9 protein-coding genes are annotated in these 18,406 nt (G+C 58.4%); 3 read left to right on the forward strand and 6 right to left on the reverse strand.

Going from position 1 to position 18,406, the window contains the following annotated elements:
* Positions 1-29: 29 nt before the first annotated feature.
* From WBN73_RS04595 to WBN73_RS04605, 3 genes are all read left to right on the forward strand, one after another.
* Positions 30-239: a type II toxin -antitoxin system TacA 1-like antitoxin gene (locus WBN73_RS04595; RefSeq protein WP_337681302.1), complete on the forward strand. Its 210-nt coding sequence runs from the start codon at positions 30-32 to the stop codon at positions 237-239.
* Between the two features lie 146 nt (positions 240-385).
* Positions 386-1,180 carry a hypothetical protein gene (locus WBN73_RS04600; RefSeq protein WP_337339470.1) on the forward strand — a complete coding sequence of 265 codons (795 nt, stop codon included), beginning with the start codon at positions 386-388 and terminating at the stop codon, positions 1,178-1,180.
* 1,319 nt (positions 1,181-2,499) lie between these two features.
* The gene (locus WBN73_RS04605; RefSeq protein WP_337339469.1) at positions 2,500-3,105 is read left to right on the forward strand and encodes an SHOCT domain-containing protein; all 606 of its coding nucleotides are present in this window, start codon (positions 2,500-2,502) and stop codon (positions 3,103-3,105) included.
* A 116-nt stretch (positions 3,106-3,221) separates the two neighbouring features.
* Here the strand turns inward: WBN73_RS04605 and WBN73_RS21420 are convergent, their stop codons facing one another.
* The 6 genes from WBN73_RS21420 to drmD form a co-directional block, all read right to left on the reverse strand.
* Entirely contained in the window at positions 3,222-4,202 is a 981-nt protein-coding gene (locus WBN73_RS21420; protein WP_443193460.1) for a reverse transcriptase family protein, read from the reverse strand.
* 209 nt (positions 4,203-4,411) lie between these two features.
* Complete coding sequence (gene drmC, locus WBN73_RS04610) at positions 4,412-5,212, reverse strand: DISARM system phospholipase D-like protein DrmC (RefSeq protein ID WP_337339468.1); 801 nt, start codon at positions 5,210-5,212, stop codon at positions 4,412-4,414.
* Between the two features lies 1 nt (position 5,213).
* Entirely contained in the window at positions 5,214-7,313 is a 2,100-nt protein-coding gene (locus WBN73_RS04615) for a DUF1998 domain-containing protein (protein ID WP_337339467.1), read from the reverse strand.
* On the reverse strand, positions 7,310-11,011 hold the full coding sequence (gene drmA / locus WBN73_RS04620; RefSeq protein ID WP_337339466.1) for a DISARM system helicase DrmA: 3,702 nt from the start codon (positions 11,009-11,011) through the stop codon (positions 7,310-7,312). The genes WBN73_RS04615 and drmA overlap by 4 nt, the downstream gene beginning before the upstream one ends.
* Positions 11,011-15,168: an Eco57I restriction-modification methylase domain-containing protein gene (locus tag WBN73_RS04625; protein WP_337339465.1), complete on the reverse strand. Its 4,158-nt coding sequence runs from the start codon at positions 15,166-15,168 to the stop codon at positions 11,011-11,013. The genes drmA and WBN73_RS04625 overlap by 1 nt, the downstream gene beginning before the upstream one ends.
* The gene (drmD, locus tag WBN73_RS04630; protein ID WP_337339464.1) at positions 15,168-18,374 is read right to left on the reverse strand and encodes a DISARM system SNF2-like helicase DrmD; all 3,207 of its coding nucleotides are present in this window, start codon (positions 18,372-18,374) and stop codon (positions 15,168-15,170) included. Before drmD ends, WBN73_RS04625 begins: the two co-directional genes overlap by 1 nt.
* Positions 18,375-18,406: the final 32 nt, after the last annotated feature.

Raw genomic sequence — 18,406 nt, forward strand, 5'->3', positions numbered from 1 at the left:
TACGCATCGACTAAACCACAGACCTGCTGATCTCAGGGGCTGCGGAGTTGCTGCACGTCTCCAAAACGGCGTTTATCACCGACGCTGCGCGGCAAGCCGCCAAACGAGTGCTTGCACGCGCGGACACCACCCTTATGGCCCCGGAGATTTTCGACGCGATGATGGCTTCCCTGAACGTGCCGGACGAGTCGTCCGAGCTGAAGACGCTGTCCATGCTTTCGCGGCATATCCGTCGATGACGAAACTAAGAAACTGCACTAACCCTCACCAGGTTCGACCGCCCAACGACCACGGTTCCAAGATTTGCTTCACTGATTGTGACAGCCTGGTCAGGCGACCTGCATAAATCGCCGCTCAGGTGGGAAGTCACAGATACGATCTACACATGACTGAATCCCAAGAGGTGGAGAACCTCGGCTCGAATTTCACCCAGGTGCTGGACGCTGCGGCAAAGTTACCGGGCGTGCGAATCAACAGAGCTGCATATCTCAGGACTGCTCTCAAGCGTCATTGCACGGAGGATCAGATCCAGCGGGCTATTGCAGAGAGTCCCGCGGCCGCCGGAATCCCGCTCAAAGTCATAACCGAAGTTGCAAATAGCTCCATCAAGTACGAGACAAGCAAAGTCACCGGCCTCTCGGCCCTGTCAGGAATCCCTGGTGGCCTGTTTATGCTCGGCACTGTTCCAGGTGACATGCTCCAATACCTTGGCCACATGTTACGCATTTCCCAGAAGCTGGCTTACATCTACAGCTGGCCCGATCTCTTCGCCGAAGAAGGCGAAGAGATCGACGAGGCGACAGAAAGCATGCTGGTCCTTTTCGTCGGTGTGATGTTCGGCGTGCAGATCGCCCAAAGCGGAGTCTCCAAGGTCGCCGGCATGGTCGCCGCCAATGTCGCGAAGAAGCTGCCCCAGAAGGCACTCACTCAAGGCGTCATCTATCCAATCGTGAAGAGGGTCGCAGGATACCTCGGCGTCAGCATGACCAAGAAGCTATTTGCCACTGGGGTAGCAAAGGCCATCCCGGTTGTCGGTGCGCTGCTCTCGGGCGGCCTCACTTTGGGCACATTCTTCCCAATGTCGAACCGGTTGCAGAAGCACCTCGCCAGTTTGGAGCTAACTAAACCTGGACATCGGGCGCAGGAGACTGAAGTCATTTACGGAGAAGTACTCAAATAGTCGGGTGCCTCGGCATTTATGAAGGGAACCGCGAATGATCTAGGGCACCAGGCTCGAATCAATCCCTGAACTCGAGAGACAGACGTCTATTAGCGCTTTCCTTCCCGCAACACTCGCTATTGCTGTAGGGCCCACCTCAGTCACCGCCTCCGAGCGTAATCCATGCCGTGGAATCTGCCCAGATACCGTGATCATCGATGCGAATCCCTCGTAACGCCCACGACTATGGCGTCCATGCCCGCACCACCGAGTCGTTCCCTCCCCCCCTTACGCTTCGCGCCCAACCCGTTGCCATCGGGCACCGGCGACGGCCACAGCATCCACCTCCGCGAGCTCGTCCGGAGACGCTTTCGCCTGCACGGCCACCTTGACGCAGTCGACGCCGGCGTCATCACCTTATGCGACGACCTGGCCTATAGTTTGGCGACAGTCGAGTTGACCTTCGCGAAGCGCTTAGGAAAAGCGGTTGAAGCGTACATTGCGGCGAAGGGTTCGAAGCACCCGGAGAGAAAACTCCGCTGGCGGATGAATGCATACCTTCAGATTCGGATCATATGAACCTGGCTGAAGCGGACATCACTTCCGTCCTGTGGGTGACCGGGTGCAAACTCGATTTCCGGTTCGCGGACAGGCCGCTCGTGGACCTATGGGGCTACCCGAAGCACACGCGAGGCGTCAACGAAATCCCCGGAATACACGTAGTGGGCCTGCCTTGTCTGACGCGGCGATATTCAGCGATGGTCGGTGGAGCGGGCCTCGACGCCAGATACATCGCTGGGAGGGCCGCCACGTCCTGATTTTTCTCTGCCCAACCACAACCATGAGCGGAGTGCTTTACTGCTAACGTCGCGTCATGAAAGCGGGTTAATCATTTCGTTCCACGTTGCGGCGGACCTACTGGATGCGCCAATGCCTTCGACTATTAGTTGTTGTCGCCGGGGCATCGTTTGGGTGCTTAGACGACATGAGATGACCGTCCTCGTGATCCGGAGCGCCGGTTCACGAGGCAAAGCCACGGGAAGGAATGATGCGTGCAGGTGGTCGATATGCGCTGGCGTCGAGCATCAGGACGGAACACTGAGACCTTGTCCATCCTCGGTCCAAAGGCGGGCGCATTGTGCACCTGCACACGCAGACACGTGAAATAATGCAGCTGATCCTCGCAGAAATAACGCCGCACGAACTGGAGCCTCCACGTGGAATTGACCATACTCCTCCTTATCTTTGCTGCATTCGTGGTGTTCAGAGTCAGACAAGCGCGAGCGCGCTCCAGGTCCCTTTCCGAACGAAATGATGCGCTAAGCGCCTTCGATGCGGTTATGGAGACCCAGACCGGGTTTACGAAGAAGCGATGGCACGCTGATTCCTTGTTGGCGATCGCCTTGGATCCGGCCTCAAATCAACTGGCATACGCGGAAGGACCGGACTATTCAGCGAAGTTTGTTGATGGTAGGAAAATTATGTCGGTGACGGTTTACGAGGACCAACGTTCCATTACTCACGCGAACCGCGGTCGTCAGATCGGGGCCGCCTATGTCGGCCACAAAGTAGCCGGACAGGCCGGAGCGATTATCGGAGGGCTTGGCGCTCGGCAACATTCCGAGGACGTGGTCCGGCGTGTGACGCTCAGGATTGAACTTGAGGATTCAACAAAACCAGTCATCGACATAGATTTTTTGACCGCGGCTGCACCCCGAGGAAGCGTTTACCACGAGCGAGCGAATCAAGAAGCCCGTACGTGGAGCTCACTCATCACCGCAATGATGCGAGCTACGGAAGCTGGCAAGGAAATAGAACCTTCAGTCTCTGACGGACCCGGCGAGTCTCGTCTGGAGCAGCTCACCAAGCTCGGTCAACTGCGCGACTCCGGCGTTCTCACACAGGCTGAATTCGACCAAGAGAAGGCCCGCATTCTCGGAAGATAGGACCTACTCCGCATTTTTCTTTTCATCACGTGCTCCAAGTCGTCAATACGCTTACGAACCGCGACTAGACTTTCGCCTGGCACTCGGCATCTATCCTCGCGAGCAAATGTCCCTCACTAAACTTGAAGGACCGATCTCCATGATTCCTGCAGGGGCTTCCCCCAATCAGGGTCAACATTGACGGCGTGCGCCAGAAGTCCCTCAACATGCTGCAGGTACTCACTTGTGTCCTCGAGTCCCTTCGAGGATGCGTAGCTTCGCAGACCGAATCGCTCGACACCATAGACATGCCACTGGAGCCGCTTCCTGAAGTCCGGAAGAAGCCGCGGGCGCTCTCTATCGACCAATAGACCCATAACAGTCAGCCGCGTACCAGGCGGACTAATTCGAGTCTTCTTTTCGTTCACAACAAAGTTATTCATGGCTATACGGCCCCGAGCCTCGCGCACTATCTCGATCGCCGTCGACCTGCGGAAGGTATCCTTGGAAGAGAACGTCAGGTCGTCGGAATAGCGTGTGAACTTGAGATTCCTTCTCGAAGCCAAACGACCCAGACTCTGGTCGAGATTTCCTGCCACTAAATTGGCGAGCATCCCACTGCAAGGTCCTCCTTGAGGCAGGCTCCCAAGCACCCTTGCATTACTTTGTCGTGAGCCAGGGATTCTTGTGCACAGCTTCGCTAATTGCGTCGAAGTGGATTCACCCGTTGTGGTCATTCGGAAGATCTTGGTTACGCGCCGCTCGTCCACAGAGCCGAAGAAGTCCTTGAGGTCGAGCTTGATGAGCCAACTTGCTCCAGCATGAACCTCTGCACAGTCCCTCGCAGAGAGGCCCCGCTGATACGCGAAGCTGCTATGTCCGGGCCTAGATTCCGCGAGTGCATAGTCCAAGATCCAACGCTGAGCCTTTGCAAGTTCGGGCGCCGGCGCGGAAATCTTCCTACGCGACCCGTCGGACTTGGCCAGCGAAAATTCGACGTATGGGTCGACTAGCCTTTTAGTTACATGCTCTAGAAACTCGAGCCCCACCCCAGTTGCCTTCGCAACATGTTCCAGGTCATTGATAGGGCGTTTGGGTACAAATATTCCCTTTGGCACGCCGTCTGTTCCTCATTTCACTTGGCCTGCAAGGGAGCAGAACCGCCGACGTCTACATCATGTAAACCAGTACGAGGTAATCAACATCAATCAAAGCCCACCCAATTGGGTGGGCCCGCGCTTCGCGATGCGCAGATAGGGCTTCACCAACCATTCCGGAATGATGAGTGGGCCCAGCTAGACATCGGCGGTCCTGCTCTCAGCGCAATTTATCCGGCGACATTCTTTGAGTCAAATCCAGCTGCCATGTTGCGCGCAAGGTCTGAAGCATGGACTAGCACTCCCTGCGTCTCGAAAGCCTGAACGTCCCTGGTTATCTTTCTCGCCAGAGTCGCTGAGTGGACCTGAAGACCCAACTCGACATTTTTTGAAGAGGCAGCCTCACTGAAGTTGGCACTACCCACGAAAGCCCACTTGGTATCCACGACGACAAACTTTGAATGGAGCACTTGGTAGGAACCGTCCACTGCTTTGCCAAGAGTTAGCAGCTTGCACCCGGGGATCTCGTGACTGATCTGAATGGCTAGGCTCACGGCGCCGTTGGATGGCCCGTACTGGTCTCCTCCCGGCGTCGCCATGAGAGTCACTGCGACTCCACGGACTGCAGCATCCCGAAGTGCTCGCATCATCGGGCTCCCCAGCTGAATATTGAAAGTCGAAGCAAGTACGGCTTCTTTGGCTTTGGCAATCTCGTGAAACATCGCGGAAGTTCTTAGTCCGGCGACCCGAGTGGCAGCCGGCATCGTCCACACCGTTTCAATCTCAGCTTGGGCGTCTTGCCTCGCAGCTTGAAGTGCCCGAAACATACCCGAACGAAGTTGCGGAGGGAGATCATCCAGGCCCGCTGCACTCAGGAGGTCATTGACGATTTGAGCTTTGTTTCCTGACAACTGTCTGGCAGCCATTTTGCAACTTTGCCCCATTTCAAAGGCCGCGATCATTTTCTTCAGTTCGCCTAATACCAGAATTCTGCCAAGCTCCGCGTAAGCCTCGACGGCAGCCGATGCCATGTCATCCTTCCAGAAGTGCTTGGAAGAGACTCGGTATCTTCTCGCCATCAGCTTCGCTGGACGCTGGCAAGTCGACCATGAATCGCCTGTCCAGAAACCTATTGGAGTTCTGGCAAGACGTCTCGGAGTTGAAAAGGCAGCAATGGCAAGCGGCGCCGTGAAGAAAATCTTCCGGGTCGTGAGGCACACGCTGACCGCAGACTGGATCAGATGAGCATCGGGTTGCACGTAAAAGCGCATCTCGGATCAGTTTCCCGAGTTTACGGGGATCGCTGAGGGCGACCAGCCCACCCAAAGTTCCCTCAGAATCTGGCGCCGTAGTTGAGATCAGAACACCGGCGGCGGGTTGCAAGGCTTCGTCGCCCTTCCAGGCGTAGAGTCGCTCACCGATGCTGGCAGAGCTATAACCACTCTGAAGCGTCATCTGACGGATGAGTGCATGCGAGAACGTGTGCATAGCCCAGAATCGTGGCGGTGGAAATCTCTCGTCCGCAGTTCCGGGCCCGGCGGTTTCGGAGAGTCGGTTCGCCCAGTTTCGTGTGTGTGCTTGTCGATGGCGTTCCCAGACAACCGACGTCTCCACCCGCTGCTCCCACGCAGCAACGGTGTCTTCATCAAAGCGGATAAAGATACCCTCGCCCCGGTCTTCCGTTGCTGGAACCCACTCAGGTTTGGTGCGACGTAGCGGCACGACGCGGCCCTTGTGATCGGAGATTCTGTCCAGGGCGTCTATCCGAGTGAACCCGACAATGGCATTGACCTTCTTAAGCTTGTTTACCGCCCCCACGCCGGCAACAAGACTTCCAGCACCAGCCGGAGGGGACACGTCGGCAATTTGGAAATCAGACGTCGCCGCGATCTTGGGGAACTGACTGGGATCACTCAAGACACGCCACTCCGGGTCCAAGAGCTTCACCTGCTCGAACGCCTCAGCGTCCGTGTCGGCAATGTTGGTCAGGTCTTCGCCGCTCGAGGCCAATCCGACCGCTTGGATAAGGAGCTCGTCAGTCAAGTCCTCAACGGGCACCTGGCACTTCGCCTTGATCTGGTCCCGGAGCACGTTGATAAGTCCCGTCGGCACAATGGATTGAACCTGAGCAAGGTCAGCCGCATGTAGAGCACCCTTCAACTCTCTCGCGACTTCAGTCGCGGATCGGTCGATCTTGCGCGGCAACACTAGTGTCGAAACAAGCGAGGAAAACCACAGGTTCGCCGCACCGATCATCAGGGTTTTGACTTCCTCTGTGCATCCCTTCGGGTCGAACCAGTCGAGGTGAGGGTGCCTGGCCCTACACCGTGGGAGCTTGTCGTGAGCTGCCGGTCCATAGGCTTCGTTCATGAACCGGGATTCCCTGCAAGACAAGCACGTGATCTTAGTAAGGTTTGAGCTTCCCAGATCCTGTAGTCGAAGCGTTGGCGCGCCAGAGGCCTTGGCGCACTTTCCGCCCCGATGAACCCATTCTTGATAGGGAAACTCGTCCACATGGCCGTTGGTGCAGACCAATAAGAACCGCGCTGGAACGGCGGGGCGCGCTGTTCCCTTTTTCTCTGGCTTTGGCGCGCCATTAACCACGACAACAGCCTTTGACCGTCCCGGGCATCCATCATGAGTGAACCCGGCTTGATCGGGCCTAAAGGGGTTTGTGTTCTTGTAGGTAAACACCGAGCTGGAAACCCGAGCCAACCGATCACATCCGGTGCAGCGCAACCATTGTGGGAACACTCGCGCAGGTACGCCCAGATCCTTACCTTCGTCCCTGTGACCGTTTGCGGTGGGCTGCCAAGGGAACGGGCGAAGCTGTTCAACCTGCGGTCCCAAGTGCCCACGCACCACATCAAGTAGTCTGGGCTCGCTGATGGTTGTCTGGTGCTCCCTGCGGGCGTAGATGGTGTCCCAAGCATCAAGTCCGGCAGGCATCACCGTCATGTTCGGCAGGTCGACGACGGCCCCTACGCCCGATGAGTACAACAAAGCGTTTGGTCGCTGCCCGCTGACCTTCGCTCGGTTCTTGCTGCTGGAGACCTCTGCGTCTCCCAGAGGGTCAAGGTTAACTCCGGGTTCGATAATTTCGGATGCCGCGGGTAATACTTGTTTACTCATTTAGCACCATCCTCAGCTGGAAAGATCCATTCAACCGCTCCCAGCCTGGTCTCGTTGGCCACGAGGTTCTCTTTAATGGGGCTCACCAGTAGATTAATCTCGGGCTGGACTTCACGCATGGAGTTAGCAACACGGAACAAGTCGTCCATATTTTTGGCGTCAAGTTCCTCGGGGCTCTTCAGCAGGAATGCACTGGCGTTGGCATTAGCGCTTGTTGGCTTAGTGAATCCCAAATCTTGAGCGGACTGCTTGGCCCTTGAGTCCCAATAATTAAGTCGCATTTGGATGAGATCCTTAAAGCGTTCTGCTCGATGTTCATCCGAAGCCGACTCAACGCGGGACACAAGCCGGCTAGCGACGTCTTCAACCGATGAGTAACGGGACCCTACGAGACCGGCTTTTTGCTCGGGATTTAGTGAGTCATCAGTTGAGGCTCCCTCGATCACCCGGACGGCCGATACCAGCAAGCCTGCCACCCCGCGATCCATTGAAGTCTCCGAATATGGGGTCACTGACAGGGGTTCCACTTGCGAGTAAAAGGTGTCGTGATAGTGCTGGAACTGTTCAAAGTGGGCCAAGTCGCGGGGTCGTGTCCAGTTCCCGAGCGACACCACAATTCCCGGCTTGCTCGCGACACGTCCTACCCGTGAAGACGCCTGAATATACTCGGCTGTGTTCTTTGGCTGGCCGACAACGAGCATGAGTCCCAGCCGGCCGACGTCGACACCCACCTGAAGCATGGACGTCGCCAGTACCACGTCGTACGGATACGGGCCTTTCCTCGATTCAAGAGTCTTACCCGCGTCTCTGGCCTCGCGCCAAGCCTTACGGGCCGATGTCGACTGGACATCAGGATCGAACTCAACGGCCAGCTTGTCCAGGGTCGACTTAATATCGTCGGAAGAAATGCGCGACGTCAGCTCGCCGTACTGCAACTGATATCCCAGAATCCGCTGCGAGAACCCAGAATCTTCACGCGGCCGACCGACGGCCGTTGCCACATCGTCGGCCACATAGCGGCTCATACCGGCGAGTTCCCGGGTCGCACTAAAATAGCCAACAAGCGTCATGTATGGATCGGCGGCTTCACCGAAATCATCCAGGACCTTCTGACCGGATAGCAGCAGCAATGATGCCAGCGTTATCTCAGCTGTTGTCAGACGCACACCTTGGGCACAGACGCCGATGTAACGTCTGCCTGGGGTCTCCTTGGAGACGGGGAGTTCCTTGGAGAAGAAGGTGTCCTCAACATCCAGCACCTGCGGCGGAAACACGCTCGGCGTCCGCCCATAGAGCGCCCGAACTTGTTCGTGAGCGTTTCGTACCGTCGCTGTTGACGCGATGATGAGCGGTCGCACTTCGCGCCCTTCGGCATCCGTCCAAGAACTGACAACGTCGATCACGGATTCGAAGAGTCCGACGGCGGTTCCCAGCGCTCCGGCGATAAGGTGGAGTTCGTCCTGGATGATCAGGTCCGGGGGTCGCAGTCGGTCACAGTCGACCACTTCGGCCGCAGGCAGCGATGCCTTGGCATTGTGCCTTTCCGCCCCGCCGCAAGATCTGGTGTCCGCGTGGACGTACCCGTGGCGTTCGCAGTATTTCCGTACGTAGCCGAAGAGGCTTGCAGCTTCGCCTTCCCGGGAGAGCCGGGCGAACTTGTCCACGGTGCCGAGGAGGAAGGTGGGAGGGTGCCGATAGATCTCCTCGTCCACCGTCAGAATCGGCAGACCCGGGTTCTCCCATTTGCTGCTTCTTCCCTTGGTGAAGGGGCAGTCTTCCTCATCATCGCCGCAGTACACGTAGATGCGCTGACGGTCGGCATCAGCTTCGACATGGCTGCGGCCGTCGATCGCCGTCCCGCACCAAGGGCAGCGGCTCACCTGAAGAACGGTGAGACCGTGCGCTTTGGCGCTGTTGTTGGCCCGGACTTTGTCGATCTGCTCTTTGGCGTCATCGAAGCGCTTGGGGCTGACGTTCATGCCCACCCAGAGCCCGATAGTGAATGGCTTGCTGCCCCATTTTGCGGTGTCGCCCTGGCGGATGATCTCGGCAGCGCACACAAGCGCCGTTGCGCGTTGGAATTGCTGCGCAGTGAGAAGGCGGAGGGTGTAGCGCATGAGGACGGCGACGCCGGACTCGCCGTCCAACTGTGCGGATTCGTCACCAGTTTTGACGGTTCCCTGCAGTCGCCGGATGGCGAAGGTGAAGGCCGCCAGTCCCAGGTACGCCTCAGTCTTGCCACCACCGGTAGGGAAGAACAGTAGTTCTACGTTCGCCGCGGCGCTTGATCGACGCGGGTGGTGGGGTTCCACCATGGAAGGGATTTGCATCAGTATGAAGGCGAGCTGGAATGCGCGCCAAGCGGGCGGTCTGTAGCCGGCGTCGGCGAGCACATGCTGTTTGGAACTCTCAAGAGAATCGGCCTCCCCCGCAGCGCGAGCCTGTGCAACCTGGGATTGGAAGCGTTGATCGCGCATGGCCGCATTCATGAAGCGGAAACACTCCAGTGCCGCTTTATGGTCCGCGAGGTACTGGATGCCCTCGGCCAGGCGATTCTTGGCGTAGTCGGCGGCTTCGATGAGATCCTTAGCCGTTTCGCGCAGGTTGTTGGGAAGGGCCTTGGCCTTTGCCTCCTGCTCAGCGAGCCAAGTGCCGTATCCGTCCACCATGGGCATTAGGGCAGCGACGACACTGTCCGAGCTGATGTTGGCTAGGACATACATGTCCAGCTCGACATCCTTCATGGCGGGGGCTTGGGTCTGCGCAATTTCAGCGACAGGCAACCAGGAGGTCTCCACGGACCTCGCCCGTCGCGCACCTTCGTCCACGGTCCACGTCACCGAACAGGTGCGGCCCACAGCGAACTCCAGACGATTGCGGTACTGCAAGGCCAGGGCCTTTTCCTCATCGTCCAGATGCGGCTCAATGTCATCGCTCAGGTAGTCATGGCTCGGCAGAAAGACGGCTGAGCCGTCGACGGCGTTCACCTCGACGTGGGTCTGGAAGAGCCAGTCATACAACGGAATCTTGGCAGACGTGGGGAGGTCATTGCACAGGGCCAGCTCGATCAACTGGGTCCCGTCATCCTGCAGGTACCGATCCACTTGCAGGATCACGGGCTTGGACAAAACAACGCGCTGAGTCACCCCCGGCGTCATCTCGCCAAGCCTCAGCGTCTCTTCAATCTTGAAGGGTTCGCGCTGATAAACGCTCCTGGGCTTTGTGGCCTGGACTCCGACTGACGTTTCCGCGGGCGCTTCCGAAACTACCTTGCTCGTGTTGTAGCGGCCCCACGAAGCAATCACACTTACCGCCGTCACCTCGGCAGGAAGTTGGAAGCGGATGCCCATGGATGAGGGCGCCATCAAGCCCTTCTTCACCGTCTTTACTCCCGAGTCGTCAGCGTCCTCGGTTTCGTCCTCGTTGTCCTCTTCTGCTTCGACTCCGACGCCACGCTGCGCCTTGGGGTCTGCCCAGGAAAGACGTTGGGCAGCTTCGTCGCCCTCGTCTTCTGGCGCAAGTGCCACTTTGCCTTCGACGACAGCCGGTTCCAGAGACGACGGCGCCAACGCGCCCACGAGGTAGGCGTCTCGCGGGCTCTGGGTCAGAGTCTCAGTTTCCCCAAGGCGTGGCCCCAATAGATTCAAGCGCAGAAGGTCAACGAAATCCTCGCGAGCTTCAAATGAGGTCGACATCATCAGAACATCTTCTCCTGAGCGACAACGAACTGAACCGCTTTCTTATTTCCGGGTGTCCGGCTACGCCCGCTGATTTCACTTTCAGCTTCAAAAGCTGCTCGGCGGTGGTTTTCTTCGACCAACCGGTCCAATATCTCCTGCCTGGCTTCGGGGCAAAATGTCCAGCGTTCGACTTTCTTGTAAGTGTAGAACCCGTGGTCCAGCTCGATTTCCTCCCAGCCGTACGCAGTCAAGACGATTCGATCCAGGTCACGGTGGAGTTCCCGCAACAGGGTGATGTCCGGATCCGAACGGGTCCCCGACGAGTTGACGAGGTTGTAGAGCTTAGTCAGCCCAAGTCCACGCCGCACCATGATTTCCGACCGTGTCTGATGGAGCTTCCTACCCAGTTCCTCTAAGTCGACAAAATGAGCAGGTCGGGGGAATGGTTCGAATATATTGCTGGGAGTGTAGGTCGCGTCGTTCCGCATCGTTGTCCCAAAATGCACCGCCCACTGCTGATGTATGCCCGATGAAAGAACGGCCAACAACCCAAACGAATCTGATGCGAAAACTACAAGTTTTGCGTCTAAGACTTGGCCCGTCGGCACCATGCATGGCATTAGGGTCTTGCTCACCTTAGCAATTACAACAGTCTGGGACAGCTCACAGAGGGCGGCAACCATCCCGGGCCGCTTCTCCGCATATTGCCACCATCGCTCCCGCGTTGCCTTACGGTTATTCAAGAGCCGTTCCGGGTAGACGAGACGCTCTACTCTCTCGAACGGAAGCTCGTACCGCGCGGCCTCAGGCAATTCTCGATCAAAGAAGTCTATTACCCATCGGCTAGGGGAGAGTGTCGGCGATGTGTTGAGGTCCTCCCCATTCAGGTAAGGAAAAACCACCTCCGCATTCGATGAATCCGCTCGGAGCATCTCTAGAGCATCCTTTTCGGTCAAAACAAAGCCTTGTCCGGTCAGCTTGGAACCCTCGAAACTCAGCCCAGCGTTCTCCCGTAACTTCCGTGGCTCGCCGTTCACTCGACCGCTCACCGTAAGAAAGGAGTTGACCGTCCCCTTAACACCGTCGGCTGAAGTCTCAGCTGCCTGGCCTGGACTAGCGAGCGTTGCCCAGACAACCGAATACTCCAGATTGGCACTACGTGCCGGCCAGCTTTCGCTTCGTATGGCACGACATATCGTGTAGCCATCTCGAATCATCGCTCGGAGTCCTACCTCTTCACTGAGGCCTTGTGCGATTGAGTTCGTAGCTATGAGGCCGAGCTGGCCGACGTTCGTGTTCAGTAGGGATCGAGTCCGCAAGAAGAAGTAGGTAACCAAATCGGCACTGCCACGACGGCCGTCAGCAATCTGATTGACGAGCCAGAGCCGCACATTTTCACCCATGCTCGGGGACAGCTTAGATCCACCAAGAAATGGCGGATTTCCAATAACTGCATCGAATCCTCCGTGGCCGATCATTACATCCGGAACCTCCACTATCCAGTGGAGGGGCTTCCACCTGGGGTAGTCCGTTTCAACCGTTGGCGCCAGTCCTGAAGAAATAATTGATTCGAGCATCCTCGAATCCGCGTCGGCAGCAGAGGTCGGTGATGCCTTGAGGAGCGCAAATGAAAGATTCTCGTAAGCCTCTTCCAGAGCCTTACCGGGTTTCCCGCCCACTTTGAGGCCCGCCGCAATAATGCCGTCAGCTATCGTGCGAAGGTGATCAGTGACGGCTTTCGACTCGGCCAATAGTGCCTTCTTGTGTTTCGCGCTTCTCTGCGGATCAAGCTCGGCTTGGTCTGCTATGGGGGAGGCGAGTTTCGCACGAATGTCTGCGGCTTTCTGCAGGGGCGTTTCCACATCTACGGTGAATCCGGGGTTATCTATTCGTCGAGCTGAAGGATTGATGTGCAGCCCCCGCAACTGTTTGACGTCGGTTAGTCCCAGAAGTGAATTTCCGTGTAGGACCTTGTCGTCCACAAAGCTGAACGGCTTCTTAGGATCTAGCGAAACGAGCCACAAGGAGAGCTTGCACATCTCAACCGCCATCTCATTGATGTCGGCACCATAAAGGCACTGAGAGACCACTTCACGAATAGCAAGGTTGAGGTCGCGGCCCGTCGTGTCTGCACTCGCCACCGACTCTTGCTGCCATGCTTCCAGCAGCCGTTCTCCCAGGTATCGCGCCGCGGCCACGAGGAAGGCTCCAGAGCCGACTGCGATGTCCGCAATACGAAGGTTCAGGATCTCGGTCGAGCTCTTGAGCTTCCAGACGTTTGAATCGGCAGTCTGCAGAGGTCCCGGCTCGTAACAGAGCGGCTGGAGGGCGTGAAGCACCACCTCCTCGGCCAGGGAACGAGGCGTGTAGTGTGCCCCGGCGTTGGCCCGGGACTTCGTTTCCTGAACTACCAGGCCCCCTTCGGGAATCACAAACGGTATCCCACGGAGGTCGCGCCGGATGAGGTTGCCCCAGCTGGCGATCTGGTTGCGCCGCTCGTCGTCTTCAATCAGATGGCGGATTTTGAGGTCGACTGCCTCGGTCTGGGAGTTATTGATGGCAGCAAGGACCTTCGTCAGCTGCGAAGTCGACTTCGCTACGGTACTCGGCTGGTCGGTTTTCCAGAATTCGATGAGTTTCTTGGCCAAGGCGGCATCGTCGCCGTCGGCCTCCCGGTAAAGCTCTTCGAGCTTGTCGATGGAGATTTCCGGCTCTAATCCCTTCTTTCCTACAATGCCCAGGACGATTTGTCCTTCGGGCACGCGTTTGCAGGTGTAGCCCAGCAGACCTTCGTAGATGTAGCCGATTTGTTCGACGTCGATGTCGCGGAACGAAAGCTTCTGTCGCGTTGCTGTCCGGCCACTACCGGTTTCGGCATATTGTACGGATCGGAGAACTTCGAGCATGACCCGGTCGTTGACACGGATGGCCAGCCCGGTGGCCCCTGTCCCCTCCATCCAGGGGAAGCGCTCCGGGTCAAACAGTGAACCGCCGTATGCCGGCATACGGACATCATCGAACGAAGCCCCTTCATAGAGCGCCGCGCTTGCCGCTAACAGTCGGTGCCACACCTCGGTCCGCTCAAGTGACTCGTCACCGTCGTGACGCCTGCGTTCATCCAGTTCGTCCAGCTGGCCGGCCATCGAGTATGCCGTGCGGTACATTTCTCCGTTCGGCATGAGGCCTCTCTCTTCGGCGAAGAGCAGAAACACCACACGCATCATGACCGTTACGGCAGCCTCATAAGCGTGGTGTGTCTCAGCCGGGAGCGGCTCGGGCAGCCCGAGCTTCCGGGCGTTGAGCGAGCTTTCGGAGAAGGCCTGGATCAGGAGTTCTACGGCGCCGCGGACCTGAGTGCCCAAGGACTCGGTAATTTGTTCAGCGTCCAGCAGGCTGTCACCGATGAGGGCGTCGAGCCGCTGGCTTTCGTCGGCCCCGGAGAGCGATTTGAGGCTTACCAGGTTGACGTAGGCGTCCCGGGTGAGAAGGTCGCTGGCCCAGTTCAGACCATCAGTGATACCGCTGCCGATGGTTGAAACCCTGGTTGCGTCCTTGCGGGTGTCGGCCCAGACGACAGACCACCATCGCCCGTCGGTGACGACGCCGCAGGCGATCTCGGCGTTTCGCAGCATCTCCCCCATCCGGTCGATGAGATTCGCGGACCAGCCGTCCTTTCCGTCCTGGCGGAGACTGTCCACGGGGTCGACGGTCAGCAGCAGAGCGTATGGCTTGCCGTCCCTCAGCAAGCGGCCGCTAGCTGAGGTGGTGGCAGTGCCATTGGGGCTGTGGGCTGCAAATTCGGGATTCGGGGCGGTGAACGTCTCGAATCGTTCTCCCCACTTCGCCAAGTCCCGCAGGACGAAGGAGACCCACTCCCCCTGGATATCGCGGAAAAGTCCCTCTTGAGCCTCGAGCTGCTCCGTTGCCGCCGACAGTCCGCTGAGCGCGTTCAGCCGGGCCGCATCCAGAGCGTCGTAGGCCTTGACGAAGTCGGCAAAACGGAGCCGAAATGCCTCGTGGGCCTCGGCAGAGAGCCGGGGAACCACGTCGCCCCAAGTCTTCTTGGCGACCGGGATCGAAATGAACGGACCCTCGGTGTCAAAGGCCTGGATCCAGGCGGCATGTGATTCTTGGGCCTTCTTCTGCAAAGCATTGCGTGTGGCGAAATTCATCATTACTTGGCCCACCTGTTTCGCGCTTCTTCAACCGAAAGCTGAGCGTCTTCAGGGGTCAGAGCAAAGACAACCGCGGCCGCCAGCGTTTGGGGACTCACATCCTGGTATCGACGCTCCACTGTTGCAAGCTCCTTTTCCTTTTCGCTCTCCAGCGCATCGAGTCTGACTCTGATGCGGAGAACGTCTTGTTCCCTTTGCCGCTTCTCGGCGTCGTCCCACAGCGGGATGTTCATGTCCTCTTCGGCTTCCTTCAGACCGGTCAGCGTCCCCTGGAGGGTGTTCTTGAAGCGGCTGAAAATTTCATCGACTCGCTTGCGGTCTTCCGTGCGCCGTGACTCCAGGGCTCCACGGACCTTGTCGGCGCGTTTGGCCGCAGTCTCATCCACGATCTGTTGGACGCGTTGCTTCATGGAAACCGATTCCGCCTCGGTGTTCCAGATTTCTGCCAATGCGATTCGGTGCGGTTCTGGAGCCTCCACCAAACGTCCGGCATCGAGTGCGTCAGCAAGGAGTTTCTCGACGCTGCCCTGCGCGATGGCTTGGCGGCGGTTGAGCCGTGTTGCTGCGAAGAAGACTTCCTCGTGGAGCCTGATACCGCCCTTGCCTACCAGCACGAGGCGACTAGCAGCCGAAACAAAGGACTCCTGAAGTCCTTCGACCACCACTGCGGTCACCCGGCTGATGCGTGCATCTGGATTCCACATCTCGGATCGGAGAATCCGGGAGGATCGCTGGACTAAAGGGTGTCCAAGATGGACGTGGACGAGGTCCCTGTCTTCCTTGGATCCCTCGGCGTCGAACGTAATCTTGCGCTGGAGACCGGGATTGAGTCGTGTGGCGAGCGCATCGACGGTTCGTGACCAGCGTGGTTCCAACACCGGTACCTCGAAAACGGGCGCATCAGTGTCTTCACTGCCAGCGTCCCTCAACGGCGGCTGGCGGTCCATCTCGAGTGCAGTCGCCACAACACGCTGCAGATTCGCCGGATTTAGGTGCAGTTCGCCTCGGTCTTTCTCCAGTCCCTCTTCCAGATGGGTCAGCTTGCGGTTCAATTCCTGGCCGCCTGCGAGCATCTTGTTAATGGTGTCTTCGGCCGTATTCTTCTTCGGCGCCGCCTTAGGGACATCCCAACCTCCGAGCTGTCGCTGGATGTCTGGGGCAACTACCTCGTTGGCTGAACCCAAGTCATTGCGTACCCGCGCAATCTTGTCGGCGATTCGAGCGAGAAACGCCGCATCTCCACTCAGCAACGCCTTGGACTCCCCGACTGGCGTGAAGTGAAAGACCTGGGGATTGTGAGCCTGGCCGTACCGATCAATCCGGCCGATCCGCTGCTCCAGCCGGGTGGGGTTGAAAGGAATATCGAAGTTGATCAGGCGGTGGCAATGCTCTTGCAGGTCGATGCCTTCACCCGCGGCATCCGTCGCCAGCAGAATCCGGACGGGTTGTTCTGAGGGCGGCGCACTAAACCTTGCCCGTATCAGTTCCCGCTCTTCCTTGTCAGTCGCGCCTTCAATGACCTCGAGCCTGCCATCCGCATACCCGTTGCTCTGCAGCACGTCCCGGATCCAGTTCAGGGTGTCCACGTACTCGGTGAAAATCACGACGCGTTCGTCGGTCCAAAGCTTGGTGCCGTTGGGGCCGTCGGTGCGGCAGACGCCGTCGAGCCATTCCACAAGTGTGTCCAAACGGGAGTTCGCCCGGCCTTCATATTCACGGCCCCATGCGGCGAGCTCCTGGAGGAGGTCCCGGTCCCCTTCAGACAGCTTTTGTCCAGAGCGCGCGGCTTCCAGGGTCTGCATCTCCGGGTGTTCCAGAAGGCCTTCTTCTTCGTCAGCGGCCTCCGCCCCGAGGGTTTCGTCGTAGCCGGCGGACCGGTTGGCGAATTTCCAGTCATTGGTGGAGACGAATGCTTCCGCCGTCATAGCGAACGCAGGGGGGGATGAGAAGAAACGCTTCTTGAGCAGCAACGTCACAAGGTCGCTGGAGCCGGTCCGCCGCCTCGCAGCCTTGTCCCGCCTGGTGGTGAACTCGAGGAGCCGTTCGTAGGCGTCTGCCTCATCCCCAGTCGGTGTATAGGGCAGTGCTTTGACTTCTCGGGCCTTGAATCCTTTTTCCGGAAGGTCATCCTTCCGTCGGCGGATCGCAACGGCCTTGAGTGCCTCCTGGTCCAAGGCCGCGCCGCGTGCGAAACGGCGGGGATCGATCATCTCCAGGAGCGCAGTAAACGACTCCGCATAGCCGTTGTGCGGGGTGGCGCTAAGGAAGAGCCGGTTCTCACAGGCATCCGCGAGCTCGCGCACCGCAATGGTCCGCAGGCTGTCCACTGCATAGCCCCCGCCTCCCTTGCCGGATGGGGATGACGGTGCCACGTGGTGAGCCTCGTCCACCACAAGAATGTCAAAGGCGAATTGCCTGGCATTGGTTGGGTTCTTGACCTCCGAGTAGATGTTGCGGAGCATCCGCTGGGCACGAGGCTGCGAGAGCCAGGCCATCGACACGATCGCCCGGGGGTAAAGGAGGAAAGGGTTGGCCTGTGGTCCGTATGTCTTCTGGACGTCAACGATGGACTCGCTGTTGATGATTTCGAACCGGAGACCAAACTTGTCTTCCATCTCGTCCTGCCATTTCAGGCAAAGGCTTGGAGGGCATACGACGAGGACAGTGCGGGCGCGGTGGCGGAGAAGGAGTTCCTGGACGACGAGACCGGCCTCGATGGTTTTGCCGAGTCCGACGTCGTCAGCCAGAAGGAGGTTGGCCCGCGATGCCTCGAGAGCGCGGCGCAAGGGATCCAGCTGGTACGCCTCAACGTTGGCAGCGCTCCTGAAGGGAGCCTGGAACTGCTTGGCGTCGGCAGACGTGACGGCACCCCAGCGAAGCGCGTCAATGAAGGCGGCGAGCGTCTCAGGATCGTCGAAGCGATCGGCGTCGATCTTGTCCGGTAGATCCTTGTTCGGGACGAGCATGCGTCCCGGTTCCAGTTCCCACACAACCTTGAGCTCATGCCCCAACCGGTCGTCTTCGACGGATTGGAGTGCAACGGCATGCTGGCTTGATTGGATGCCCTCGTCTGCCGGGCTTCGGGTCAGCCCCTGCCGTTGAACGTCGGTGACGACCCAGCGGGAGCCCCTCACCTCGACCAGTTGACCCTCGGTAGGGACGCCTGTCAGTGGCGACGTCGAAGTCACGTCCGTGTCGACGCTCATGTGCAACCCCCATGTAGTTTTAGCAGCTGTTC

The organism is Paenarthrobacter sp. CCNWLY172 (genome assembly GCF_037402035.1).
Lineage (GTDB): Bacteria > Actinomycetota > Actinomycetes > Actinomycetales > Micrococcaceae > Arthrobacter.

What these genes read in the sequence shown, in the direction of transcription:
- drmD (WP_337339464.1), bottom strand. Translation starts at nt 18,374, where the DNA reads ATGAGCGTCGACACGGACGTGACTTCGACGTCGCCACTGACAGGCGTC.
- WBN73_RS04600 (WP_337339470.1), top strand. Translation starts at nt 386, where the DNA reads ATGACTGAATCCCAAGAGGTGGAGAACCTCGGCTCGAATTTCACCCAG.
- WBN73_RS04615 (WP_337339467.1), bottom strand. Translation starts at nt 7,313, where the DNA reads ATGAGTAAACAAGTATTACCCGCGGCATCCGAAATTATCGAACCCGGA.
- WBN73_RS04605 (WP_337339469.1), top strand. Translation starts at nt 2,500, where the DNA reads ATGGAGACCCAGACCGGGTTTACGAAGAAGCGATGGCACGCTGATTCC.
- drmA (WP_337339466.1), bottom strand. Translation starts at nt 11,011, where the DNA reads ATGATGTCGACCTCATTTGAAGCTCGCGAGGATTTCGTTGACCTTCTG.
- drmC (WP_337339468.1), bottom strand. Translation starts at nt 5,212, where the DNA reads ATGGCATCGGCTGCCGTCGAGGCTTACGCGGAGCTTGGCAGAATTCTG.
- WBN73_RS04625 (WP_337339465.1), bottom strand. Translation starts at nt 15,168, where the DNA reads ATGATGAATTTCGCCACACGCAATGCTTTGCAGAAGAAGGCCCAAGAA.